General features: G+C 62.7%; 24 protein-coding genes and 2 tRNA genes. 18 read left to right on the top strand and 8 right to left on the bottom strand.

Going from position 1 to position 22,320, the window contains the following annotated elements; all coding sequences use genetic code 11:
* Position 1 precedes the first annotated feature (1 nt).
* The 10 genes from P9875_RS19520 (at position 2) to P9875_RS19475 (ending at position 10,363) form a co-directional block, all read left to right on the top strand.
* Positions 2-2,161, top strand: a complete 2,160-nt coding sequence (locus P9875_RS19520) for a sensor histidine kinase (RefSeq protein ID WP_278316343.1) — start codon at positions 2-4, stop codon at positions 2,159-2,161.
* 175 nt (positions 2,162-2,336) lie between these two features.
* Positions 2,337-4,541, top strand: coding sequence for a two-component system response regulator (locus tag P9875_RS19515; RefSeq protein WP_278316342.1), 2,205 nt, complete (start codon positions 2,337-2,339; stop codon positions 4,539-4,541).
* A gap of 137 nt (positions 4,542-4,678) precedes the next feature.
* Entirely contained in the window at positions 4,679-5,545 is an 867-nt protein-coding gene (locus P9875_RS19510) for an urease accessory protein UreD (protein WP_278316341.1), read from the top strand.
* Positions 5,546-5,570: 25 nt separating this feature from the next.
* Positions 5,571-5,873 (top strand): urease subunit gamma, encoded by a 303-nt coding sequence (locus P9875_RS19505; protein ID WP_034751936.1) that lies wholly within the window; start codon positions 5,571-5,573, stop codon positions 5,871-5,873.
* A gap of 21 nt (positions 5,874-5,894) precedes the next feature.
* On the top strand, positions 5,895-6,224 hold the full coding sequence (locus tag P9875_RS19500) for an urease subunit beta (RefSeq protein ID WP_278316340.1): 330 nt from the start codon (positions 5,895-5,897) through the stop codon (positions 6,222-6,224).
* A 1-nt stretch (position 6,225) separates the two neighbouring features.
* Positions 6,226-7,926 carry an urease subunit alpha gene (gene ureC / locus P9875_RS19495; protein ID WP_278316339.1) on the top strand — a complete coding sequence of 567 codons (1,701 nt, stop codon included), beginning with the start codon at positions 6,226-6,228 and terminating at the stop codon, positions 7,924-7,926.
* Positions 7,927-7,939: 13 nt separating this feature from the next.
* Positions 7,940-8,464: an urease accessory protein UreE gene (ureE, locus tag P9875_RS19490; RefSeq protein WP_278316338.1), complete on the top strand. Its 525-nt coding sequence runs from the start codon at positions 7,940-7,942 to the stop codon at positions 8,462-8,464.
* Positions 8,464-9,144 carry an urease accessory protein UreF gene (locus P9875_RS19485; protein WP_278318852.1) on the top strand — a complete coding sequence of 227 codons (681 nt, stop codon included), beginning with the start codon at positions 8,464-8,466 and terminating at the stop codon, positions 9,142-9,144. The genes ureE and P9875_RS19485 overlap by 1 nt, the downstream gene beginning before the upstream one ends.
* 23 nt (positions 9,145-9,167) lie before the next feature.
* On the top strand, positions 9,168-9,806 hold the full coding sequence (gene ureG, locus P9875_RS19480) for an urease accessory protein UreG (protein ID WP_278316337.1): 639 nt from the start codon (positions 9,168-9,170) through the stop codon (positions 9,804-9,806).
* Positions 9,803-10,363: a HupE/UreJ family protein gene (locus P9875_RS19475; RefSeq protein ID WP_278316336.1), complete on the top strand. Its 561-nt coding sequence runs from the start codon at positions 9,803-9,805 to the stop codon at positions 10,361-10,363. Before ureG ends, P9875_RS19475 begins: the two co-directional genes overlap by 4 nt.
* 4 nt (positions 10,364-10,367) lie before the next feature.
* Here the strand turns inward: P9875_RS19475 and P9875_RS19470 are convergent, their stop codons facing one another.
* Positions 10,368-10,979, bottom strand: a complete 612-nt coding sequence (locus tag P9875_RS19470; RefSeq protein ID WP_035819971.1) for a 1-acyl-sn-glycerol-3-phosphate acyltransferase — start codon at positions 10,977-10,979, stop codon at positions 10,368-10,370.
* A gap of 249 nt (positions 10,980-11,228) precedes the next feature.
* On the opposite strand from P9875_RS19470, the gene P9875_RS19465 reads away from it, so the two are divergent.
* Entirely contained in the window at positions 11,229-11,450 is a 222-nt protein-coding gene (locus P9875_RS19465) for a hypothetical protein (protein ID WP_278316335.1), read from the top strand.
* Positions 11,451-11,619: 169 nt separating this feature from the next.
* Here the strand turns inward: P9875_RS19465 and P9875_RS19460 are convergent, their stop codons facing one another.
* The 5 genes from P9875_RS19460 to P9875_RS19440 all read right to left on the bottom strand — a co-directional run bounded on the left by P9875_RS19460 (position 11,620) and on the right by P9875_RS19440 (position 15,498).
* Complete coding sequence (locus tag P9875_RS19460) at positions 11,620-12,684, bottom strand: alkene reductase (RefSeq protein WP_278316334.1); 1,065 nt, start codon at positions 12,682-12,684, stop codon at positions 11,620-11,622.
* 50 nt (positions 12,685-12,734) lie between these two features.
* Complete coding sequence (locus tag P9875_RS19455; protein WP_035819965.1) at positions 12,735-13,031, bottom strand: ArsR/SmtB family transcription factor; 297 nt, start codon at positions 13,029-13,031, stop codon at positions 12,735-12,737.
* Between the two features lie 123 nt (positions 13,032-13,154).
* Positions 13,155-14,327, bottom strand: a complete 1,173-nt coding sequence (locus P9875_RS19450) for a helix-turn-helix transcriptional regulator (protein WP_035819963.1) — start codon at positions 14,325-14,327, stop codon at positions 13,155-13,157.
* A gap of 68 nt (positions 14,328-14,395) precedes the next feature.
* The gene (locus P9875_RS19445; RefSeq protein WP_278316333.1) at positions 14,396-14,971 is read right to left on the bottom strand and encodes a hypothetical protein; all 576 of its coding nucleotides are present in this window, start codon (positions 14,969-14,971) and stop codon (positions 14,396-14,398) included.
* Between the two features lie 164 nt (positions 14,972-15,135).
* The gene (locus P9875_RS19440; RefSeq protein ID WP_416208752.1) at positions 15,136-15,498 is read right to left on the bottom strand and encodes a DUF1304 domain-containing protein; all 363 of its coding nucleotides are present in this window, start codon (positions 15,496-15,498) and stop codon (positions 15,136-15,138) included.
* 209 nt (positions 15,499-15,707) lie between these two features.
* Between P9875_RS19440 and sugE the strand changes: the two genes are divergently transcribed.
* Together sugE and P9875_RS19430 are read left to right on the top strand one after the other, a co-directional pair.
* Positions 15,708-16,028: a quaternary ammonium compound efflux SMR transporter SugE gene (gene sugE, locus P9875_RS19435; protein ID WP_099378740.1), complete on the top strand. Its 321-nt coding sequence runs from the start codon at positions 15,708-15,710 to the stop codon at positions 16,026-16,028.
* A 23-nt stretch (positions 16,029-16,051) separates the two neighbouring features.
* On the top strand, positions 16,052-16,381 hold the full coding sequence (locus P9875_RS19430; RefSeq protein ID WP_070280339.1) for an SMR family transporter: 330 nt from the start codon (positions 16,052-16,054) through the stop codon (positions 16,379-16,381).
* Here the strand turns inward: P9875_RS19430 and P9875_RS19425 are convergent, their stop codons facing one another.
* A complete protein-coding gene (locus P9875_RS19425) occupies positions 16,382-17,344 on the bottom strand; it encodes a succinylglutamate desuccinylase/aspartoacylase domain-containing protein (protein ID WP_099378741.1) in 963 nt (320 codons plus the stop codon).
* Between the two features lie 138 nt (positions 17,345-17,482).
* Here P9875_RS19425 and P9875_RS19420 point away from each other — a divergent pair, with 138 nt between their 5' ends.
* Entirely contained in the window at positions 17,483-18,595 is a 1,113-nt protein-coding gene (locus tag P9875_RS19420) for an acyltransferase family protein (RefSeq protein WP_278316332.1), read from the top strand.
* A gap of 1 nt (position 18,596) precedes the next feature.
* Here P9875_RS19420 and P9875_RS19415 read toward each other — a convergent pair whose 3' ends face one another.
* Positions 18,597-19,061: a hypothetical protein gene (locus P9875_RS19415; protein ID WP_278316331.1), complete on the bottom strand. Its 465-nt coding sequence runs from the start codon at positions 19,059-19,061 to the stop codon at positions 18,597-18,599.
* A gap of 137 nt (positions 19,062-19,198) precedes the next feature.
* Here P9875_RS19415 and P9875_RS19410 point away from each other — a divergent pair.
* The 4 genes from P9875_RS19410 (at position 19,199) to infC (ending at position 22,107) form a co-directional block, all read left to right on the top strand.
* A tRNA-Val gene (locus P9875_RS19410) sits at positions 19,199-19,275 on the top strand.
* A 63-nt stretch (positions 19,276-19,338) separates the two neighbouring features.
* Positions 19,339-19,415: transfer RNA gene (locus tag P9875_RS19405), tRNA-Val, on the top strand.
* A 211-nt stretch (positions 19,416-19,626) separates the two neighbouring features.
* Entirely contained in the window at positions 19,627-21,534 is a 1,908-nt protein-coding gene (thrS, locus tag P9875_RS19400; protein ID WP_278316330.1) for a threonine--tRNA ligase, read from the top strand.
* Positions 21,535-21,636: 102 nt separating this feature from the next.
* On the top strand, positions 21,637-22,107 hold the full coding sequence (gene infC / locus P9875_RS19395) for a translation initiation factor IF-3 (RefSeq protein WP_034751918.1): 471 nt from the start codon (positions 21,637-21,639) through the stop codon (positions 22,105-22,107).
* Positions 22,108-22,320 lie beyond the last annotated feature (213 nt).

Genomic DNA, 22,320 nt, shown 5'->3' with positions numbered 1-22,320 from the left:
GATGCAGGCATCCAGAGGCGCGCGCCTGGGCGGCGTGTCCATCGTGCTGGCCGTCAGCGTGGCCTTGACCTTCGTCGTCACCGCGCTGCTGCTGGTGTTTGCCGTGCTGTTTTACCAGTCCGAACGCGAGCAGCGCTGGCAGCAGCTGCATCGCAGCCTGGCCGTGAGCGCCGACCAGCTGGCCGTGGCCATCGAACTGCCCTTGTGGAATCTCGATGAAAAGCAGATGCAGGCCATCATGCGCAGCATGCTGGGCAAGCGCGACCTGGTGGCCAGTTCCCTGACGCCGGGCATCGGCAAGGAGGCGCTGGTCTTGCGCCGCACCGCGAGCGGCGCCATCGACAGTTTTTCCTCGCTGTCCGCCGAACCGGGCTGGCTGGTGCAGCGGCGCCCCGTGACGATGGGCGGACAAGTCATCGGCAGCGTGGCCGTGTATGCGACGCCGGCCCTGCTGCACGCGCAGCTGCGGCAGCGCGCGCTGGGCATCGGCGCCATGATCGTGGCGCTCGACGTGATCCTGGTGGCCAGCATCTGGCTGCTCATGTGGTGTCTGATGCTCAAGCCCCTGAAGGCGATCGGCCAGTATGCGGCCGGCGTCCAGGCGGGGCAGGGAGAAGCATTCGGCACGCCGCCGAAAGCGTGGTTCCTGGGCGAACTGCGCACCTTGTACCGCTCCATCCGCGACATGGTGGCGCTGCTCGACAGCCGCTACCGCGCCTTGCAGCGCAGCGAGGAGCGCGTGCAGATGGCCACCGGCGCGGCCAGCATCGGCATCTGGGACTGGAACGTCATCAACGATGCCTTGCAGTGGGACGAACAGATGTACGCGCAGTTCAAGGCCGATGCCGACAGCACGGTGGCGCCGGCGGCGATCTGGCGCGCGGCGCTGGTGCCGGACGACGTGCCGGCCGCGAAAGAGGCCCTGCGCGCCGCGCTGGACGCCGGCCAGGCTTTCACGCACGAGTACCGCATCCTGTGGCCCGATGGCGCCATCCGCTACATCAAGGCCGATGCCGTGATCTTCCGCGACGGGCGGGGCCAGCCCATGCGCCTGGTGGGCTCGAACTACGACATCACGGCGCACCGCGAGGCCGAACTGGAACTTCTGCGCCACCGCCATCACCTGGAAGAACTGGTGGCCGAGCGCACCAGCGCCCTGTCGGTGGCCGTCAGCCAGGCGCAGGCGGCGAACCGCGCCAAGAGCACCTTCCTGGCGAACATGAGCCATGAACTGCGCACGCCCTTGAATTCCGTGATCGGCTTTTCGCGCCTGATGGCAGCCTCGCCCAATATGCAGGACGATGAAAAGCGCAACCTGGCCATTATCCACCGCTCCGGCAATCATTTGCTTACCCTGATCAATGAAATCCTCGACCTGTCGAAGGGCGAGGCGGGGCGCCTGCATGCGCAAACGGCCGTGGTGGCGCTGGCGCCCTTGCTGCAGGAAGTGATGGACATGCTGGGCATGCGCGCCGAGCAGCAGGGGCTGGCCCTGCGCCTCGATTGCGCGGGCTTGCCGGCGGCCGTGGTGCTCGATGCGACGCGCCTGCGCCAGGTGCTGCTGAACCTGATGTCGAACGCCGTCAAGTTCGCCGGCGGCGGCGAGATCGCCTTGCGCGTGCGCGGCGAGCGGCGCGATGGCGGGCTATGGATGCTGTCGTTCGCCGTCAGCGACACGGGCATCGGCATCGCCCCGGAAGACCAGCAGCGCATTTTCGAGCCCTTCGTGCAGGCCGACAGCGCGGGACCGAAGGATGGCACGGGCCTGGGCCTGGCCATCTCGCGCGAATTCGTGCAATTGATGAAAGGCGAACTGACGGTCGAATCGATGCCGGGGCAGGGCGCCACCTTCCGTTTCAGCATACCCGCGCAGGCGGCCGAGGCGCCCGTGCAGGTGTCCGTGCCGTTGCCAGTGGCGCCGGCGCCCGAGGCGCCGCCGGTACTGCGGGCGCAAGACTTGCTGCTGCTGGCCGGGGAAGAGCGCGCGGCCTTGCTGGTGGCGCTGCGCGAATTGAACCTGGCCAGGGTGGCGCTGCTGCTGGGCGCCTTGCCGCCGGTGGCGGCGCCCGTGCTGGCGCCGCTGCAAGCCATGCTTGACCAGCATCAGTACCGCCAGCTGTGCGACTTGCTGGAGAGTGAGGGCGCGCTGGCGCCCGCTTGAAAAGTGTGGGCTGACAACATCGGATTCGCTGAAAAGACGGACTAAGTGGCGCCGATGGATGGTGCTAAATTGCAATAAAGATTATGATGATAGTACGTAGTTCATCGCAAAGAAATGTCTTGTCCAGCGCGGCAGCCGACCGCCGCGCCTCATCCAAAGCTGAGAGAACTGCTACATGCACCGCGATTTTTCGGAAGTGAACTCGAAGGGCGAAGTACTGATCGTTGAAGATACGCCGGCTTCACTGAAACTGTTGAGCGATTTGCTGGGCGGCGCCGGTTATGCCGTGCGCCAGGCGCCAAACGGCGAACTGGCCCTGTGGACGGCCCAGGCGCGTCCGCCGGAGCTGATCCTGCTCGACGTGCGCATGCCGGGCCTCGACGGCTTTGAAGTGTGTCGCCGCCTGAAGGAGATACCGTCGCTGCGCCAGGTGCCGGTGATCTTCCTGTCGGCCCAGTACGATACGGACGACAAGGTGCGCGGCTTCGCGCTGGGCGCCGTCGATTTCATCGCCAAGCCCTTCCAGGCCGAGGAAATCCTGGCCCGCACCGACGCCCACGTGCGCCTGGCGCGGGCGCAGCTGCAGCTGGCGCAGGAACGCGCCAACCTGGAACGCAGGGTGGCCGAACGCACGGCCGAACTGGAGCAGGTGGCCAGCACCCTGGCGCGCGAAGTGCAGATCCGCCGCGCCAATGAAGAATTGCTGCGCCTGTCGGGCCAGGTCTTCGAAGCGACCCAGGACGCCATCCTGATCACCGATGCGGCCGGCGTCATCGTCACGGCCAATCCCGCTTTTACCCGCATCACCGGCTACGCGGCGCAGGAAGTGGTGGGCACCGACATCATGCGCCTGCACGCCGAATACACGGGCGAAGCGGTGCTGCTGGCCCTGCGCCAGGGCTTGCGCAGCAGCGGCTGCTGGTCGGGCGAGGTGCAGACGCGGCGCAAGAGCGGCGACACCTATCCCTGCCTGCTCAGCGTCTCCACCGTGCACGGCCCCGATGGCGCCGTCGTCAACTACATCGGCGTCTTCCTCGACATCAGCGAGCGCAAGGCCGAGCAGCATCTGATCGATTTCCTCTCCTACCACGACGCGCTGACGGGTTTGCCGAACCGCGTGCTGCTGCGCGAGCGTTTCGAACAGGCGCGCGCGAACGCGCAGCGCGACGGCCAGCAGGTGGTGCTGATGTGCCTCGACCTGGACCGCTTCAAGAACATCAACGATTCGCACGGCCAGGCCGTGGGCGACAAGGCGCTGCAAGTGGTGGCGCGTTTCCTGTCCGGCTGCGTGCGCGAAGGCGACACGGTGGTGCGCCAGGGCGGCGACGAATTCCAGATCCTGCTGCAGGACGACGCCCTGCTGGGGCGCACCCTGGGCCTGGCGCAAACCATCCTGGCCGGCTTGCGCGAAGAACTCAGCGTCGATGGCGAGCGCCTGGCGCTGACGACCAGCATCGGCATCGCCATGTGCCCGGCCGACGGCGACAGCCTCGACGACGTGCTGCGCCACGCCGACACGGCCCTCGTGCGCGCCAAGGAAATGGGGCGCGACCATTACGCCTTCTTCACGGAGCGCATGGGCAGCGATATCCGCGCCCGGCTGGCGATGCAGCAGCAGCTGCGCGGCGCCATCGGCCGCGATGAATTCGAAGTGCACTACCAGCCGCAGATGTGCTTGCGCACGGGCGCCTTGCTGGGCGCGGAAGCCTTGCTGCGCTGGGATAATCCGGTGCTGGGCAAGGTGCCGCCCGGCCTGTTCATCGCGCTGGCCGAGGAATACGGCTTGATCACGGCCATCGGCGAATGGGTGCTGGAAAGCGTGTGCGCGCAAATCCGCGCCTGGCACGACGCGGGCCTGGGCAGCGTCAAGGTGGCCGTCAACCTGTCCGGCAAGCAGTTCGCGCAGGACCGCACGGTGCCTTTCGTCGAGGCGGCCTTGCGCAAATACGGCATCGCGCCCGCCTGCCTCGGCATCGAGATCACGGAAAGCACGGTGATGGGCGACCCGGACAAGGCCGTGGCGGCCCTGACGCGCCTGAAGGATATCGGCGTGGGCATTTCGCTCGACGACTTCGGCACCGGCTATTCCAGTCTCGGCTACCTGAAGCGTTTTCCCATCGACGTGCTGAAGATCGACAAATCCTTCGTCGACGACGTCACCACCAGCAGCAGCGACGCGGCCATCGCCCGCTCCGTCATCTCGCTGGCGCACAACCTGGACATGCGCGTCATCGCCGAAGGCGTGGAAACGCGCGCACAGGTCGACTTCCTGACGGAACACGGCTGCGACGAAATGCAGGGCTATTACTTCAGCCGCCCCCTGGCCGCGGACGCCTTCACGGCCCTGCTGCGCGAACGGCGCACCCTGGCCGTGGCGTAAGAGGCAGGCACTGCGGTGCGGCCGATGCACCATGCCGGTGCATCCGCTGCAGCGCGGTGCACGATTCTCACTTTTCCTTCCCTTGACGCTGGCATATATCCTGCTTAGGTAATCGCTTATTTACGCGATTGCCCCGCATGCCAGACAGCACCCGTCCCGTCACGCCTTTACCAGCCAGCGCCCACGGCGCCTGGCAGGCGCATTTGCGCCTGGGCTTTGCGCTGCACGATGGCGTCAGCCGCCTCGTCGAGCGCACGCACAGCGGCCCCCTGCGCGTGCAAAAGCCCCTGTACCCGGAAGGCGACGCCGTCTGCCACGCCATCATCATCCATCCACCGGGCGGCGTCGTGGGCGGCGACCAGCTGGCCGTCGACGCCACAGTGGGCGAGGGCGCACACGCCTTGCTCACGTCGCCGGGCGCCGCCAAGTGGTACCGCGCGAACGGCCATGTCTCGGGCCAGCACATCGTGCTGCGCGCCGGCAGCGGCGCCGCCATCGAGTGGCTGCCGCAGGAAAGCATCTTCTTCGACCAGGCCTGCGTGCGCCTGCGCCACGAGGTGGAGCTGGCGCCGGACGCCAGCTACATCGGCTGCGACATCGTCTGCCTGGGGCGCAGCGCCTCGGGAGAAATTTTCAACACGGGCAGCATCAGCCAGCAGGTGCGGATCCGCCGCGGCGGCAAGCTGCTGTGGTGGGAGCAGGGCGTGCTGGCTGGCGGCGGCGCGCTGATGGCCAGCCCCCTGGGCCTGGGGGGACACACCGTGTGCGCCACCCTGATCGCCATCGGCGCGCCCATTTCTGCCGCCGTGCTGGCGGCCGTGCGCGAGATCGCCGTGCCGGCCGGCGCCGCGTTTGGCGCCACGCACATGAAATCGCTGGTGGTGGTGCGCCTGCTGTGCGGCGACAGCGAGGCGGCGCGCCGCATCATGCTGGCCGCATGGCAGCTGCTGCGCCCCGCCATGCTGGGACGCGACGCCGTCGTGCCCCGCATCTGGAACACTTGAACAGGAAAGAAGCACAAGGAAAAACATGGACCTGACTCCCCGCGAAAAAGACAAGCTGCTCATTTTTACGGCCGCGCTGCTGGCCGAACGTCGCCTGGCGCGCGGCTTGAAGTTGAACTATCCGGAAGCGGTGGCCCTGATCAGCGCGGCCATCATGGAAGGCGCGCGCGATGGCAAGTCGGTGGCGCAGCTGATGTCGGACGGGACAAAAATTCTGTCGCGCGCCGACGTCATGGACGGCATCGCCGAGATGATCCCCGACATTCAGGTGGAAGCGACCTTCCCCGATGGCAGCAAGCTGGTGACCGTGCACCACCCGATACCGTAGTCTTTTGAGAAGGAGCCCCTCATGACCCCAGGCGAATACCAATTGGAAGAAGGCGAAATCAGCTTGAATGCCGGGCGCACCACGGCCACCGTGGTGGTGGCCAACCGGGGCGACCGGCCGATCCAGGTGGGATCGCACTTCCACTTTTTTGAAGTCAACCCGGCGCTGGCCTTCGAGCGCTGGCGCGCCTATGGCATGCGCCTGAACATCACGGCCGGCACCGCCGTGCGCTTCGAGCCGGGCCAGCAGCGCACCGTGGAACTGGTGGCGCTGGCGGGCGAGCGCAAGGTCTACGGCTTCAATGGCGCAGTGATGGGCGAACTGCAAGACACTCCACCGGGAAAGGATTGAGATGGCCAGCATTCCCCGCAGCGCGTATGCCGAAATGTTCGGCCCTACCAAGGGCGACCGCATCCGCCTGGCCGACACGGAACTGTTCATCGAGATCGAGCATGACTATGCGATCTACGGCGAAGAGGTGAAATTCGGCGGCGGCAAGGTGATCCGCGACGGCATGGGCCAGTCGCAGCGCTGTGCGGCCGAAGTGATGGACACCGTCATCACGAATGCCGTCATCCTCGACCACTGGGGCATCGTCAAAGCCGACATCGGCTTGAAAAACGGCCTGATCTTCGGCATCGGCAAGGCGGGCAATCCCGACATCCAGCCCGGCGTCACCCTGGCCATCGGCGGCGCCACGGAAATCATCGCCGGCGAAGGCATGATCGTCACGGCCGGCGGCGTCGACACGCACATTCACTTCATCTGCCCGCAGCAGATCGAGGAAGCCCTGATGAGCGGCGTGACCACCATGCTGGGCGGCGGCACGGGACCGGCCGTCGGCACGGCCGCCACCACCTGCACGCCGGGGCCGTGGCATTTGCACGCCATGCTGGCGGCCGCCGACGCCTTCCCGATGAACCTGGGCTTCATGGGCAAAGGCAATGTGAGTTTGCCGCTGCCGCTGGAAGAGCAGGTACGCGCGGGCGCCATCGGCCTGAAACTGCACGAAGACTGGGGCAGCACGCCGGCCGCCATCGACAATTGCCTGTCGGTGGCCGACCGCATGGATATCCAGGTGGCGCTGCACAGCGATACGCTCAACGAAGGCGGCTTCCTTGAGCACACGCTGGCCGCCTTCAAGGACCGCACCATCCACACATTTCACACGGAAGGGGCGGGCGGCGGCCATGCGCCCGACATCATCGCCGCCGTGGGCCAGGCCAACGTGCTGCCTTCGTCGACCAATCCCACGCGCCCATTCACCGTCAACACGCTAGACGAGCACCTGGACATGCTGATGGTGTGCCACCACCTGGACCCGGCCATTGCCGAAGACGTGGCCTTTGCCGAGTCGCGCATCCGCCGCGAAACCATCGCCGCCGAAGATATCCTGCACGATATCGGCGCCATCTCGATGATGTCGTCTGATTCGCAAGCCATGGGCAGAGTCGGCGAAGTGATCATGCGCACCTGGCAGACGGCGCACAAGATGAAGGTGCAGCGGGGACCGCTGGCGCCCGACACGGCGCGCAGCGACAATTTCCGCGCCAAGCGCTACATCGCCAAGTACACGATCAACCCGGCCATCACGCACGGGATTTCGCACGTGGTCGGCTCCATCGAGGCGGGCAAGATCGCCGACATCGTGCTGTGGAAGCCGGCCTTTTTTGGCGTCAAGCCGTCGATGATTTTAAAGGGCGGCATGATCGCTGCCGCGCAGATGGGCGACCCGAACGCCTCGATTCCCACGCCGCAGCCCGTGCACTACCGCATGATGTTCGGCGCCTTCGGCGGCGGCCTGAAAAAGTCGTTTACGTTTGTCTCGCAGGCGGCCTACGACCTCGATATCGGGCATCAGCTGAAACTGAATAAATCCGTCATCGCCGTGAAGAACATGCGCGGCTTGCGCAAGCACGACATGATCCACAACAGCGCCACGCCGCACATGGAAGTGGACCCGGAAACCTACGCCGTGCGCGCCGACGGCCAGCTGCTCGTGTGCGAAGCGGCCGCCGTGCTGCCGATGGCGCAGCGCTATTTTCTATTTTAAGCGGGAGACAAGCATGCTGACTTTGCATACCAAACTGGGAGCGGACGATGACCGCGCACCCTTCGCGCAACTCGTGCTGCCTTACGACCAGCGCGAAAAATGCCGGCTGCGCGCCGTGCTGTCGAATGGCGACGACGTGGCCGTATTCACCGTGCGCGGCACGGTGCTGCGCGACGGCGAGCGCATGACGGGACCGGATGGCCAGGTGGTGCGGATCGTCGCCGCGCGCGAACCGACCTATCTGGTGCGGTGCGAGGACGCGCATACCCTGCTGCGCTGCGCTTTTCATCTGGGGAACCGCCACACGCAGGCGCAGGTGGGCGATGGATTTTTGCGCATCCGCAAGGACGTGGTACTGAAGGAGATGCTGGAAGGCTTGCAGGCGATGGTGACGGAAGAAAGCGCGCCGTTCGAGCCGGAGGCGGGCGCGTATGGCGGCGGCCATGGTCACCACGATGGCCACGGCCAGCACTTGCTGGCGCCCGTGCCGCTGCGGCAGAAAATCCACCGTCCCGGCGATGTGCCAGGCGCTGCATGATGCAGGCGTCGGCCCTGCTGCACCTGCTGCAGTTCGCCAGCCCGGCACTGCCCATCGGCGCCTACAGTTATTCGCAGGGGCTGGAAGCGGCGCTCGAATCCGGCCTGGTGCACGACGCGGCCACGGCGCGCGCGTGGATCGCCGAGCATCTGGCCCAGGTGGTGGCGCGCTGGGAAGCGCCCTTGTGCTGGCGCTTGATGCAGGCCTTTGAAGAGCAGGATTTGTGCGCCGTGCAGCGCTGGAGCGAGCGCTTCATCGCTTCGCGCGACACGGCGGAGTTTCGCGCCGAAACCATCCAGATGGGCTATTCGCTGACCAAATTGCTGGCCGAGCTGGGCGTGGCCGATGGCGTGCTGATCGACATGCTGCAGGGTCAGCCCGAAGTGGCCCTGCCCACCGCGTATGCCTGCGCCGTGGCGGCGCTGGTCATTCCGCGCGAAGAGGCGCTGCTGGCCATGCTGTTCGCCTGGGCGGAAAACCAGGTGCTCGTCTGCGTGAAATCCGTGCCGCTGGGGCAGGTGGCGGGCCAGCGTTTGCTGCTGTCGCTGCGTCCGGATCTGGAGGCGGCGGCGCTGACGGCGCAAAGTTTACAAGACGACGAGATGGGCAACTGGGCGCCCGGCCTGTCGCTGCTGTCGATGCGCCACGAAGTGCAGTACAGCCGCCTGTACCGTTCCTGAACACAACAACGAGAGACCATACTATGACTTCGATCACTTCCAATCCGCTGCGCGTGGGCATTGGCGGGCCCGTCGGCTCGGGCAAGACGGCCCTGTGCGAAATGCTGTGCAAGGGCATGCGCGAACGCTACGACATGGCCGTCATCACGAATGACATCTATACCAAGGAAGACATGGAAATCCTGCTGCGCGCCGACGCCTTGCCGGCCGAGCGCCTGATGGGCGTGGAAACGGGCGGCTGCCCGCACACGGCGATTCGCGAAGACGCGTCAATCAACCTGGAAGCCATTGCGCGCATGCAGGCGGATTTTCCCAACCTCGATTTGATCCTGGTCGAATCGGGCGGAGACAATTTGGCCGCCACCTTCAGTCCGGAATTGTCGGATCTGACGATTTACGTGATCGATGTGGCCGGTGGCGAAAAAATCCCGCGCAAGGGCGGGCCCGGCATCACGCGCTCCGACTTGTTGATCATTAACAAGACGGACCTGGCGCCATACGTGGGTGCCAACCTGGACATCATGGCGCAGGACGCCAAACGCATGCGCGGCGAACGCCCCTTCGTATTTACCAACCTGCGCAGCGGCGACGGCGTGCAGGTCGTCATCGATTTTATCCGTGAGCAAGGTTTGCTCGATCTACCAGGCAAGGAGCTGCAATGAGTGCAAGACTGATGACAAAAACGGCCGCCGTGGCGGCGCTGTGCCTGCTGGCTTTACCGGCCATGGCCCACCCCGGCCATGGCGAGAGCGTGGGCTTCCTGGCTGGTTTTGCCCATCCGTTCACGGGTATCGACCATTTGCTGGCCATGCTGGGCGTGGGCATCTGGGGCGGCCAGCAACGTCGCGGGCTGGGCCAGAGCGCCACGTTTCTCGGCATGATGCTGCTTGGCGCGCTGGCCGGTATGGTTGGATTGACGGTGCCCGGGCTGGAAACGGGCATCGCCGCCACGGTGGCGCTGGTGGGACTGGCCATCGCGCTGGCGCTGGCCTTGCCGAACTGGCTCGGCATGGGACTGGTGGGCCTGTTCGCCTTGGCACATGGCAATGCGCATGGCCAGGAATTGCCGGCCGCCTCGGCCACCTGCGGCTTCATGCTGGCCTCGGCTATTCTGCTGGCCGCGGGACGGTTCACCGGCCAGGTACTGGCCGAGCGCATGCTGCGCGTGGCCGGCGTGGCCTTGACGGCCGCCGGCGTGGTGTTGATGGGAATTGCTTAAACGTTTAAGCGCCGGGGCGCTTGTCGGACAGCACGATGGGCGCCGCCTTTTCCGGGTGCAAGCCCTGATGGCCCGCATACACGGCAGCAATGGCGGCCATGTCGGCATCCTTGTCGCCCGTCAAATACAAATGGTCGACGACGCCCAGCACCTTGTTCGGGTAGTCGATGTAGACCAGCAACAGCGGCACCTTGGCGGCCACGGCCAGGTGATAAAAGCCGCTTTTCCAGTTCGGACGGTAGCTGCGCGTCGCTTCCGGCGTGATGGCCAGCCAGTACCAGTCGGCGGCCAGCATGCGTTCCGCCTGGCGCTGGATCGTGCCGCTGGTGGTGCTGCGGTCGACGGGTTCGCCGCCCAGATAGCGCAGCACCTTGCCCATGGGGCCGCGGAACAGGGTATCCTTGGCCAGCCAGCGGAAGGGCAGCGACAGCGCCCATTTGCCGAACAGGCCCACCATGAAATCCCAGTTGGACGTGTGCGGGTAGACGACGGCGATGCCGCGCGGCCCCGGCAGGGGGCGGAAGCGCAGGCGCCAGCCGAACAGCTGCAGCACACGCAGCGCGCAGCGCTGGCGCCAGGTCGGCAAGTCGCCCGCTTGTACAAATAAATCGTCCATTGATACCCTTCAGTGACACTGTTCTTGATCGGATGGCGCTGGTGGCCATTTTCCTTGAAGCAAAATTCTGCGCAGGCATTCTATACGGGGCTGGCGATGGCGACAAGCAGCCGAGGCCGCTATTCATGCGGTGTCGGGGCGGTTGCTACCGCTATTTTAACGATGCTTGACCTCTGTGTCGGGCACTAAATGCGCACAATGTGGTCAAAACTTGATGCAGTGTTGATCCACTCGACAGGGAGCCATGGCATGAAAAAAAGTTTCGACGAGGTCAATGGGGAGAAGGTGCGAACGGACAAAGTGATGGCCGAGCTCGTTGAGCGGGGCGTTGCTTTCCATCACGCCCTGGGACGGACGGTGGCGACAGCCTATTTGCGCGAGCATGCGGTACCGGTCGAGGTGATACGCCGTGTCTTCAGCAGCGTGCAGGCGCGTCGTCCGGCCCGGCCGGCACGGCGCCGATGGCGCTGACGGTGGGGAACGGCGGCGTATATAAGGCCAGATAAAGTAAGGCGGCGGTCGCTGTGATCGTCACGCAGTCAGTGCGTTGGTATCGTTGCGTCCGCCGCCAGGGGATGAGCAGTGCGGTGCTGCTCAGGAGGCTTTCAGGGTGCCGCTCAGCTTGCCGTTCAGGCTGCTGTTAAGCCTGTGCCGCCAGTGCGGGGTAGTCCGTGTAGCCGGTAGCGTCCGGTGCGTACAGCGTTTCCGGATTCAGCGGATTCAAGGGCGCGTCGCTGTGCAGGCGGGTGGGCAGGTCGGGATTGGCGATGAACCACAGGCCAAAGGCCACGGCGTCGGCTTCCCCCTTGGCTAGCAGGGTTGCGGCCGCTGCCTTGTCCATTTTCTCGTTGGCAATGTAGACGCCGCCAAATTCCTGCTTCAGGTACGGGCCCAGACGGTCTTCGCCCAGCGCTTCGCGTGCGCAGATGAAAGCGATGCCGCGCTTGCCCAGCTCGCGGGCCACATAGCCGAAGGTGGCGCGCGGGTCGGAGTCGCCCATGTCGTGCGCATCGCGGCGCGGCGCCAGGTGCATGCCGACCTTGTCCGCGCCCCACACGGCGATGCACGCGTCCGTCACTTCCAGCATCAAACGGGCGCGGTTTTCAATCGAGCCGCCGTAGTTGTCGGTGCGCAAGTTGGTGCTGTCTTGCAGGAACTGGTCGAGCAAATAGCCATTCGCGCCATGGATTTCCACGCCGTCGAAGCCCGCTTTTTTCGCATTTTCGGCGCCCAGGCGGTAGGCTGCCACGATGCCGGGAATTTCTTCCGTGTCCAGCGCGCGCGGCGTGACGAATTCCTGTTTCGGGCGCAGCAGGCTCACGTGGCCGGCCGGCTTGACGGCGCTGGGCGCCACGGGCAAGTCGCCATCGAGGAAGACGGGGGCGGAAATGCGGCCCACGTGCCACAGCTGCAGCACGATCAGGCCGCCCGCGTCATGCACGGCCTCGGTGATGTGTTTCCAGCCTTCCACCTGTTCCTCGGACCAGATGCCCGGCGTGTCGGCGTAGCCCACGCCTTGCGGCGTGACGGCCGTCGCTTCCGAGATGATCATGCCGGCCGAAGCGCGCTGCGTGTAGTACTCGGCCATCAGGGCGTTGGGCACGCGGCCCGGATTGCCGGCGCGCGAACGCGTCAGCGGCGCCATGATGATGCGGTTTTTCAGTTGCAAGGTGCCGATGGTGATGGGGTCGAATAAAGTTGCCATGATGGTTGTCTTTCCTGTCGAGAGTGCCGCGCGCGGCGATGTGGATGCTGTTACAAACCTTGCTGCATGTGGTCGAGAAAGGCCTGGATAGTGTCTTCATTGCGGCTGAAGAAGCTCCATTGGCCCACCTTGGTGGCCGAAATCAGGCCTGCTTTCTGCAAGCTGGCCAGGTGCGCCGACACCGTCGATTGCGACAGGTTCAGGCGCCGGTCGATCAGGCCGGCGCACACGCCCAGGTGCAGCGGGTGGTCCTGCTCCTGGAAATACTGTTCCGGCTCCTTCAGCCATTGCAAAATCTGCCGGCGCACCGGATTGGCCAGCGCCTTGTGGATGGCGTCGATATCCATGTTGTTTCTCCTCAATACACAATTCGCTTTTCAGCGATATATATATCGTTTTTCCAAAATTCTAATATCGTGATTCTACGATATAAATGAAAAGCGTGCCGGCGGCGTGCTTTTTTGAAGGGTTCAGGCGGGAAGGGGGTTGCGCTGTAGTACGGCCGGGCCTGTCAACACGATGCGCACCAGGTCCACCTGGCGCTGTGCGCCGGCCTTGGCGGTGGCGCTCTTGATCTGCGTGCGTGCCGTGTGGATGGAAATGCGCTGGCGTTCGGCATATTCCTGCAAGGAGTAGCCGTTGACGAGCGCTTCCGTCAGGCGCGCCTCGGCCACCGTCATGCCATAGAAATTACGCAGGGTGGCGGCCAGGGAGGTGATCAGGTCGCTGCTGTCGCTGAGGAAGACGGCGATGGCGCTGGCCGAACCGAACGGGCTGTGCCAGGAGGGCAGGGGCGTGACGCGCAGGCGCAGCTGTTCGCCCGTCAAGCCGTTCAGGTTGAGCACGCCGCCGGGGCCGCCTGCCGCCGTCGTACCCGTTTGGGCCGCCTCGTGCAGCATGCGCCGCAGCGCGCCGTTGTCCGCTTCGCGCGGGCAATACAGGGGCGCGCCTTCGCGCAGTTGCAGCAACCGCGTCGAAGCCGTCATGGCCAGCGCCCGCTCGTTGGCGTACAGCAATTGCGACGTGGCGTCGAGCAACAGCACGCCAAACGGCAGCAATTCCAGCACCTGGGTGGAACTCCGGGACAGCACTTCCAGCCGGCGCAGCTTGCGCTGCAGGGCAAAGGCTGTTTGCAAATGCGGCATCAGGCTGCGGATCAGCGCCAGCTCGCCCGCCTCGTAGGCGCCCGCCTGCTCGCGGCGCACCACGGTGACATTGGTGGAGCGCTCGGCGCGCAATTCGACGATGGCTGCCGCCGTATAAAAGATGTCTTGCGGGCGCAGCCAGTCCGCCCAGTACTCGGTTTTCTTCAGGCAATGGTCGGGAAACAGCATGGAACCGGTGACGACGGCGCCTTCGCGGTGCAGGGTGGCGTCTTCCAGCCACACATTGCGCGCGCCGTAATAGCTGGCAAAGCTGGCCATGGCGTCCGATTCGAAGCCATACGTGGCGGACAGGCCGCTGCCCGGCAGCTGGACGTCGACCGAGCGGTTGCTGAAATCATTGGCCCAGATCAAACCCGCGTGCGATTTCAGTTGTTGCGCGAAGGCGGCGAGGAATTGCGACCAGGCGCCATGCCGTGTGGCAGCTTCATAGATCAGGGTAATCAGTGCCTGGCTGGCGACGGCGAGCGATGGCGTCATGGGCGATCCTCATGCGGCAAGCGGTGGACAAGATCGCGGGCGGCGTTTGCTGCGGCCGCCCGGCTTCCTTAACGCGATTCCAGCCAGCTTTTGCCACCGGAGGTGCACGTGCTGAGGCTGGCATACTGGCTGATATAGTTATAACCGCTGCCGCAGCCGCCTTCGCCGGATTTGACGGGGCCGTAGCAAGCACCTTCATAGCTGAGCTTACCACTGACAGTGGTGCTTTTGACACAGAAATTGTAATTGCTGGCCGTGGTGTTGTTGGGCAAGGTGGGGCCATTGTTTTGCCCGCAACCGAGTTCCTTGCTCACGCTGCGCGCGTAGTCGACCATTTTCTGGTAAGTGCCGCTGTAGTAGGCATCGGCCTTGGCTTTTTCTCCCTGCTTGCAGGCGGCGACCACGCTGTCGTAGCCGGAATCGGCCTGGGCGTAGTTGCCCGAGACCTGGATGCCGCAGGCGCTGGCCTGTTTGCGTTCCGTATCGCTGATCAGATTGCTGTACTGGCAAGTGGACGAAGTGCCGCCGCTGGCACTGGTGGAGCCGCTGCCCGAGCCACTGTCGTCGCTGCCGCCCCCACCGCAGGCGGACAGCATGAGGCAGCCGAGCAAAGTGACGGCAAAGGTGGTTGGATGTGCTTGCATGATTTCCCCTGTGGACTGTGACTTGCCACCATGTGTCTGGTGGTATCTTTTTTATTGCTACAAGGAATTGTATCGGGCATGTTTTTTGGAAACATCACCCATTTGGGGTATGCGCAGGCAGCACGGAGTGGGGTAGGGCGGCCGGCTGGCCGCCCTGGCAGGGATCAGGCGAAGTGGAACAGCAGCAAGGCGATGACGGCAGGGAGGGTTTGCAGGTAGAGGATGCGCGTCATGACGGTGGCAGCGCCCCACACGCCGGCCACGGCGATGCACGCCAGGCCGAACACGGTAAATGCATGGGCGATGGCCGCGTCCGGATGGAAAAAGCCCAGCGCCAGCGCGGCGACGAGAAAGCCGTTGTAGCAACCCTGGTTCGACATGGCGGGACGCACGATCTCCGCCTTTTCCTTGGACAGGCCAAACACCTTGCGTCCGCGCACATCGAACAGCACGGTTTCCAGCAACACGATGTAGACGTGCAGCAGCAGGATGAGGGCGGTAAGAATCTGGGCCAGAAGTAGCATCATTATTCCCGAGAGTGAATGGATGCAGCAATTATGCTGCCATCAGCATGTTTTTTGGCAACTTTCGACTGGAGCGGCCGCACTAGAAAAAATGTGCTGGCGGCAAGATTTTTCACCCAATGGTATACTTTTGCCTTTGCTCCTGTGGGGACGACCCCGCTCGATGTGGGGGCTGTATGGTGGGGACGACCCTGCCGCCTCGGGAGAAAAGTATGGCGTGGATCATTCTGGTATTGGCGGGCTTGCTGGAAATCGGCTGGGCCATCGGCCTTAAATACAGTGCCGGTTTTACGCGTCTCGTGCCATCCGTACTGACCGCCATTTCCATGCTGGGCAGCGTGTTGATGCTGGGCCTGGCCTTGCGCACTTTGCCTCTGGGCACGGCCTACGCCATCTGGACGGGCATCGGTACCGTCGGCACGGCCATCTTCGGCATCATGGTGCTGGGTGAACCGGCCAGCGCCGCGCGCATCGCCTGCATCGCGCTGATCGTGTCGGGCATCCTGGGCTTGAAACTGCTCAGCCCACAATAAAGGATGCCAGCATGAGTCTCGCCATGACGTATTTTTACCTGGCCATCGCCATCATCGCCGAAGTGATCGCCACCAGCGCCTTGAAGGCGTCCGAGGGCTTCAGCCGCTTGTGGCCCAGTGTCATCACCGTGATTGGCTACAGCATCGCTTTCTGGTGCTTGTCGCTGACCTTGAAGGTCATTCCTACCGGCATCGTCTACGCCATCTGGTCGGGCGTGGGCATCGTGCTCATTTCCGCCGTCGGCTGGTTCTGGTTCAAGCAAAGCCTCGACACGCCGGCCCTGATCGGCCTGGGGCTGATCATTGCCGGCGTGCTCGTCATCAACCTGTTTTCCAAGTCGGTCGGTCACTGATCAAAAGCTGGCGGCGACCCTTGCCAGGTAATACCACTCGGCATTCGGCGCCGCATTCACGTCCGGGAACAGGATGTAGGCGTCGAATTCGGCCGTCACGGGCGTGCCGTCCGCGCGCACGCCGATCTGGTCGCCCTGTTGCACCTTGTCAAAGCTGGACCAGGTCTTGATGAAGCGGTCGCCCGCATCGAGCTTGTCATGCACGACAACCATGTTCAGCGCTTCCATGTCGGCGTCGGCGATCGGATTCGGTTGCGGCGCGTCAATGAAACCCAGGAAAGCCAGGGTGTTCATGATGGCGCGGTAGGCCACATCTGGCGCGGCCGGGTCCGCGTGCTGGCCGCATTCCAGGGTCAGTGCATAGCCGCCCGTCGAGCGCATGTATTCCGTCGTGCCCACGCCATAGCGCAACACCATGCCTACCTGGTCACTGCTGCCCAGGCGGCGCTGCACGCCGGCGCCATACGTTTGCAGCCAGCCATCGACGAAGCGGCGCACGCCCAGGCGGCGCGCCAGCGCGCGTTCCTTGTCTTCGTGCTTGAACGGTTGTAGCGGGCCATCGTTGTTACGTGGCCCCACCATGACGAAAGGCTGACTGTCCGCATTGAACGAGTGCAAGTCCAGCAGCACGTCATGCTGTCCCAGCAGGGGGCACAGCCAGTTGGCGATGCGATCTTCGAAATCTTGCGGATTGTCGTTTGGGAACAGGTTGCGGTTCAGGTTGCGGTCGCCGCTGCGCACGCCCTTGGCGTAAGCGAGCGGGTTGGTGATGGGTACGAACGTGACGCTGCCGGCCACGATGGAGAGGGCGCCGCTGTCGAGTTCAGCCATCACGCGTTGAATACCCTTGGTGCCGCAGGTTTCATTGCCGTGCACGGCGCCGGTGACGATCAGGCGCGGGCCGCTGCCCTGGCCCGTGTAGTTGATGGACTTGAAGTGGAGTGCGCTGCTCATGCTGGACATATCCTATGCTGTTGCGGGAAGGGAAAGCGGGGTCGGCATATTTTAGCGGGATTCGCCGTGGACGCCTGTAAAAATGTGGCCATGGCAGCGTGTGGCGTGGCATGATCGGCGCCACCGTTGTTTTCCCTTGCCGATTCCATGCCGTCTTCTTCATCTTCTTTCCGCCTGTATGGCCTCGACACCTTGCGCGCGCTGGCCATCGTGCTTGTCTTCATGAACCATTATTTGCTGTTCGTCAGCGAGGGCGGGGCGTTTGGCTTCTGGGGAGAAATCGGCTGGGTGGGCGTGGACCTGTTCTTTGCCCTCAGCGGCTACCTGATCGGCAACCAGATCTTTGCGGCCTTGCGCAGCGAGCACGGCTTTTCCTTGCCGCGTTTCTATGCGCGGCGCTTCCTGCGCACCTTGCCCAGTTTCTACGCCGTGCTGGCCCTGTATTACCTGTGGCCCGCGTTTCGCGGCGATAGCGCGCTATTGCCTCTGTGGAAATTCCTGACCTTTACGCAAAACATCAACCTGACGCCGGGCACGGCGTTTTCGCATGCCTGGTCGCTGTGCGTGGAAGAGCAGTTCTATGTGCTGCTGCCGGCCGTGGCGCTGCTGATCGCCGCCTGCCGTAGGTCTCTGCTGTGGGCTTGGCTGGCCGTGGCCGCCAGCTTTATCGTCGGCATGCTGGTGCGCGCCTATCTGTGGGATGAATATGTGCACCTGCCGCGCGGCGGCCTCGGTTATTACAAGTACATCTACTATGCCTCGTGGTGCCGCTTCGACGAACTGGTGGCGGGCGTGGCGCTGGCGCTGCTGAAGAATTACCACCCCATCGCCTGGACGCGCCTCACGTCATACGGCAACCGCACCTTGCTGGCGGGAATCGTTGCTACGGCGCTGATGTTTTATGTGTTTCTCACCGATCACTATGGTTATTGGGTGACGGTGTTTGGCTATCCGGCCCTGGCGGCCAGTTTTACCTTATTGCTGATCGCGGCGCTCAGTCCCGCCAGCGCCTTGTATCAACTGCGCGTGCCGGGCGCGGCCAGCCTGGCGCTATGGTCATATGCGATTTATTTGCTGCACAAACAGTTGTGCATCCTGCTGCGTCCGCTCTTGCAGGATATCGGTTACGGGCCGGACAGCGTGCCGGCGATCCTCGTGATGATTATTCTCAGCATTGCCGCAGGCTGGCTCCTATATAAATTGGTGGAAACGCCATTCATGCGCCTGCGGGCGCGCTACGTTCCCGCCAATCACGTTTGATCTACATGTCGATCACGTCCAGTCCCCGTGGCGTGCCGACCAGTAACTCCAGGATCGCATGCACGCGCAGATTCGTGTCTTCGTGCTCCGTGTTATAGATCAGGGCGCGCAGGCCGGGCACGGCTTCCGTGATGTGGTCGCTGGCGTAGGCATTGATCAATAACAAGACCAGGTCGGTGGCGCCCGCGCCGGGCTGGCGCCGCAGCCGGTCGTGGATCACGTTCAGCAGCGAGCGTTGCATGCGTGGCGTGGGATTGGTGATGTAGGCGAAGACGCTCGGCGTGTTGGCGATGGCCGCGCAGATGCGCCGTTCGATCTCGTCGGGCTTTACGTCGGAGGCGATATCGAAATACGCAGCTTCCCAGCGCGTGCGTGCGTAGGGATGATTGGGCGGGAAGGAGTCGGCCGTTTCAAAACCGCAGATGCGGCTCAGGGTTTTCAGCCAGGCTAATATAGTGGAGTTCATGTCGCGATTCTAGCGGCATTCAAGGCGCTGCGGGCTCCCTCTATATAAAGGGAGCTGACGCCCGGGGAACTGATTAAAGTTTCCTGTAAAACAGCCCTTGTCATTCTGGGAAAGCCTCTCTATAATGCTGGTCTTCGGGGCGGTTAGTTCAGCTGGTTAGAATACTTGGTCGACATCCAAGGGGTCGGGGATTCGAATTCCTCACCGCCCACCAGAATTTTGCAGTAGATGGTTTTAAAGGCGATTACTGATGCAGTAATCGATAAAAAAGTTTTACGGGCGGTTAGTTCAGCTGGTTAGAATACTTGGTCGACATCCAAGGGGTCGGGGATTCGAATTCCTCACCGCCCACCAGAATGCAGTTAGAGAGAAAGGGTAAACCGGTTATGGCACCGCGAACTACTACCAAGCTTTGGGAGTGACGCTAGTCGAACGGGTTTCCTTTGTCTCAAGAAAGTGAAAAGCGCGGCTAGTCCGCGTTTTTTTGCGTCTGCGTTTTCCTTTCAGTTATTTTACCCATCACATCGCAGTTTTACCTGGCGCCAGCGCCGATATGGAGATCAATATGCTTACAATCCGACTTCCCGATGGTTCCGCCCGTCAATTTGACGGCCCGGTCACCGTGGCCCAGGTTGCGGCCAATATTGGTACCGGCCTGGCCAAGGCTGCCCTGGCCGGCAAGGTCGACGGCAAGCTGGTCGACACCTCCTATCTGATCGAGCAAGACGCGGAACTGGCGATTGTCACGGACAAGGATGCCGATGGTCTGGAAGTGATCCGCCACTCGACGGCTCACTTGCTGGCGTATGCCGTCAAGGAATTGTTCCCGGATGCACAAGTGACCATCGGTCCCGTGATCGACAACGGCTTTTACTATGACTTCGCCTACAAGCGTCCGTTCACGCCGGAAGATCTGCTGGCGATCGAAAAGAAAATGACGGAGCTGGCCAAGAAGGACGAGCAAGTCACGCGCAAGGTGGTCGCGCGCGACGAAGCCATCGAATACTTCAAGGGTATTGGCGAGGCCTACAAGGCCGAACTGATCGGCTCGATCCCGGCCGACCAGGAAGTGTCGCTGTATTCCGAAGGCAAGTTCACGGACTTGTGCCGCGGCCCCCACGTGCCATCGACGGGCAAGCTGAAAGTGTTCAAGCTGATGAAGCTGGCCGGCGCCTACTGGCGCGGCGACTCGAAAAACGAGATGCTGCAGCGTATCTATGGTACGGCCTGGGCCAAGAAGGAAGATCAGGAACTGTACCTGCACAACCTGGAAGAGGCGGAAAAGCGCGATCACCGCAAATTGGGCAAGCAGCTCGATTTCTTCCATTTCCAGGAAGAAGCGCCGGGCTTGATTTTCTGGCACCCGAAAGGCTGGTCGATCTGGCAGCAGGTCGAGCAATACATGCGTAATGTGTACCAGGTCAACGGTTACCAGGAAGTCAAGGCGCCGCAAATTCTCGACCGTGGCCTGTGGGAAAAAACCGGTCACTGGGACAATTACCGTGAAAACATGTTCATCACGGAATCGGAAAACCGCGCCTATGCGCTGAAGCCGATGAATTGCCCTGGCCATATCCAGATTTTCAACAATGGCATGCGCAGCTACCGCGACTTGCCATTGCGCTACGGCGAGTTCGGCCAATGCCACCGCAATGAGCCGTCGGGCGCCTTGCACGGCATGATGCGCGTGCGCGGCTTTACGCAGGATGATGGCCACATTTTCTGCCTGGAAGAACAGATCGCCGGCGAAGTGACGGCCTTCCACCAGCAGGCGATGGATGTCTACACGGCTTTCGGCTTCACGAATATCGATGTGAAACTGGCTTTGCGCCCCGATAACCGCATCGGCACGGAAGAATCGTGGGATTTCGCCGAGGAATCGTTGCGTTCGGCCCTGCGCGCTTGCGGCGTGGAATGGACGGAATTGCCGGGCGAGGGCGCGTTTTACGGTCCGAAGATCGAGTATCACCTGAAGGATAGCCTGGGCCGCGCATGGCAAGTGGGTACCGTGCAGATCGACCCGTCGATGCCGGGCCGCCTGGGTGCGGAATACGTGGCCGTGGACAACACGCGCCAGGTGCCGATCATGCTGCACCGCGCGATCGTCGGTTCGCTGGAACGTTTTATCGGCATCCTGATCGAACACTATGCTGGCGCCATGCCGTTGTGGTTGTCGCCGGTGCAAGTGTCGGTGTTGAATATTTCCGACGCTCAAGCCGACTATGTACAGGAAGTTACAACAAAACTGCGCAAAGCGGGGCTGCGCGTACAGGCTGATTTGCGTAACGAGAAGATTACCTATAAAATACGTGAACATTCCGTACAAAAATTGCCTTACATCTTAGTAATTGGCGACAAAGAGCGGGATGCGAATACAGTGGCCGTGCGGGCGCGGGGCAATGTCGATCTGGGCGTCATGTCCGTCGATGCCCTGATTGAGCGACTCAAACATGAAGTCGACACCAAGGCCTGACGAGGAAACTCGCTGCACGACCGTCTTACAAGATTTTTAAAGGAAATTACAATAGCTACTGACAAGTCACATCGCATCAATGGCGAAATCACTGCCCCTGAAATGCGTTTAAGCGGGGTCGATAACGAGCCACTCGGTATCGTAAGTTTGGCTGAAGCCTTCCGCCTGGCGGAAGAGGCAAACGTCGACCTGGTGGAAATTGCGCCTACCGCGCAGCCACCGGTGTGCCGTTTGATGGACTACGGCAAATTTAAGTATTCGGAGCAAAAGAAAGCTCACGAAGCCAAATTGAAGCAAAAGATCATCCTCGTGAAGGAAGTTAAATTCCGTCCGGGGACTGATGATGGTGACTACAATATCAAGTTGCGTAATCTCATCAAGTTCCTCGAAGATGGCGATAAAACCAAGATCACCTTGCGTTTCCGCGGTCGTGAGATGGCGCATCAGGATATTGGCTTCCGCATGCTGGAACGTCTGAAAGCCGATCTGGAGCCGTACGGCCAGGTCGAGCAGTTCCCGAAGATGGAAGGCCGCCAAATGATCATGGTTCTTTCGCCTAAGAAGAAGAAGTAAGATACAATAGCGTTTTACTGTGGATCGACGTGGTTTGTGCCTGCATGGGCGCGACACCAGATTCCAGGCAGAATTTGCGCGGCCCGGTCAGCAATGCCCGGGCCGCGTGAACTGTAGTGGACTCGCATCCGCTGCACAACATGTGAAAGCAGGCATCTAAGCGCAGCGTCGTGTTGCCACCTGCAATCCTGTTATAAATGGAGCTGTCCGTAA

The sequence above is a fragment of the Janthinobacterium rivuli genome (assembly GCF_029690045.1).
GTDB classification, from domain to species: Bacteria; Pseudomonadota; Gammaproteobacteria; order Burkholderiales; family Burkholderiaceae_D; genus Janthinobacterium; species Janthinobacterium rivuli.
Note: the sequence above shows the minus strand (reverse complement) of the source record. Positions and strands in the feature narration are given on the sequence as shown.

Bases quoted from the DNA above. Each gene is read 5' to 3' on its own strand.
- P9875_RS19520 (WP_278316343.1), top strand. From the start codon at position 2: ATGCAGGCATCCAGAGGCGCGCGCCTGGGCGGCGTGTCCATCGTGCTG.
- P9875_RS19515 (WP_278316342.1), top strand. From the start codon at position 2,337: ATGCACCGCGATTTTTCGGAAGTGAACTCGAAGGGCGAAGTACTGATC.
- P9875_RS19510 (WP_278316341.1), top strand. From the start codon at position 4,679: ATGCCAGACAGCACCCGTCCCGTCACGCCTTTACCAGCCAGCGCCCAC.
- P9875_RS19505 (WP_034751936.1), top strand. From the start codon at position 5,571: ATGGACCTGACTCCCCGCGAAAAAGACAAGCTGCTCATTTTTACGGCC.
- P9875_RS19500 (WP_278316340.1), top strand. From the start codon at position 5,895: ATGACCCCAGGCGAATACCAATTGGAAGAAGGCGAAATCAGCTTGAAT.
- ureC (WP_278316339.1), top strand. From the start codon at position 6,226: ATGGCCAGCATTCCCCGCAGCGCGTATGCCGAAATGTTCGGCCCTACC.
- ureE (WP_278316338.1), top strand. From the start codon at position 7,940: ATGCTGACTTTGCATACCAAACTGGGAGCGGACGATGACCGCGCACCC.
- P9875_RS19485 (WP_278318852.1), top strand. From the start codon at position 8,464: ATGCAGGCGTCGGCCCTGCTGCACCTGCTGCAGTTCGCCAGCCCGGCA.
- ureG (WP_278316337.1), top strand. From the start codon at position 9,168: ATGACTTCGATCACTTCCAATCCGCTGCGCGTGGGCATTGGCGGGCCC.
- P9875_RS19475 (WP_278316336.1), top strand. From the start codon at position 9,803: ATGAGTGCAAGACTGATGACAAAAACGGCCGCCGTGGCGGCGCTGTGC.
- P9875_RS19470 (WP_035819971.1), bottom strand. From the start codon at position 10,979: ATGGACGATTTATTTGTACAAGCGGGCGACTTGCCGACCTGGCGCCAG.
- P9875_RS19465 (WP_278316335.1), top strand. From the start codon at position 11,229: ATGAAAAAAAGTTTCGACGAGGTCAATGGGGAGAAGGTGCGAACGGAC.
- P9875_RS19460 (WP_278316334.1), bottom strand. From the start codon at position 12,684: ATGGCAACTTTATTCGACCCCATCACCATCGGCACCTTGCAACTGAAA.
- P9875_RS19455 (WP_035819965.1), bottom strand. From the start codon at position 13,031: ATGGATATCGACGCCATCCACAAGGCGCTGGCCAATCCGGTGCGCCGG.
- P9875_RS19450 (WP_035819963.1), bottom strand. From the start codon at position 14,327: ATGACGCCATCGCTCGCCGTCGCCAGCCAGGCACTGATTACCCTGATC.
- P9875_RS19445 (WP_278316333.1), bottom strand. From the start codon at position 14,971: ATGCAAGCACATCCAACCACCTTTGCCGTCACTTTGCTCGGCTGCCTC.
- P9875_RS19440 (WP_416208752.1), bottom strand. From the start codon at position 15,498: ATGATGCTACTTCTGGCCCAGATTCTTACCGCCCTCATCCTGCTGCTG.
- sugE (WP_099378740.1), top strand. From the start codon at position 15,708: ATGGCGTGGATCATTCTGGTATTGGCGGGCTTGCTGGAAATCGGCTGG.
- P9875_RS19430 (WP_070280339.1), top strand. From the start codon at position 16,052: ATGACGTATTTTTACCTGGCCATCGCCATCATCGCCGAAGTGATCGCC.
- P9875_RS19425 (WP_099378741.1), bottom strand. From the start codon at position 17,344: ATGTCCAGCATGAGCAGCGCACTCCACTTCAAGTCCATCAACTACACG.
- P9875_RS19420 (WP_278316332.1), top strand. From the start codon at position 17,483: ATGCCGTCTTCTTCATCTTCTTTCCGCCTGTATGGCCTCGACACCTTG.
- P9875_RS19415 (WP_278316331.1), bottom strand. From the start codon at position 19,061: ATGAACTCCACTATATTAGCCTGGCTGAAAACCCTGAGCCGCATCTGC.
- thrS (WP_278316330.1), top strand. From the start codon at position 19,627: ATGCTTACAATCCGACTTCCCGATGGTTCCGCCCGTCAATTTGACGGC.
- infC (WP_034751918.1), top strand. From the start codon at position 21,637: ATGCGTTTAAGCGGGGTCGATAACGAGCCACTCGGTATCGTAAGTTTG.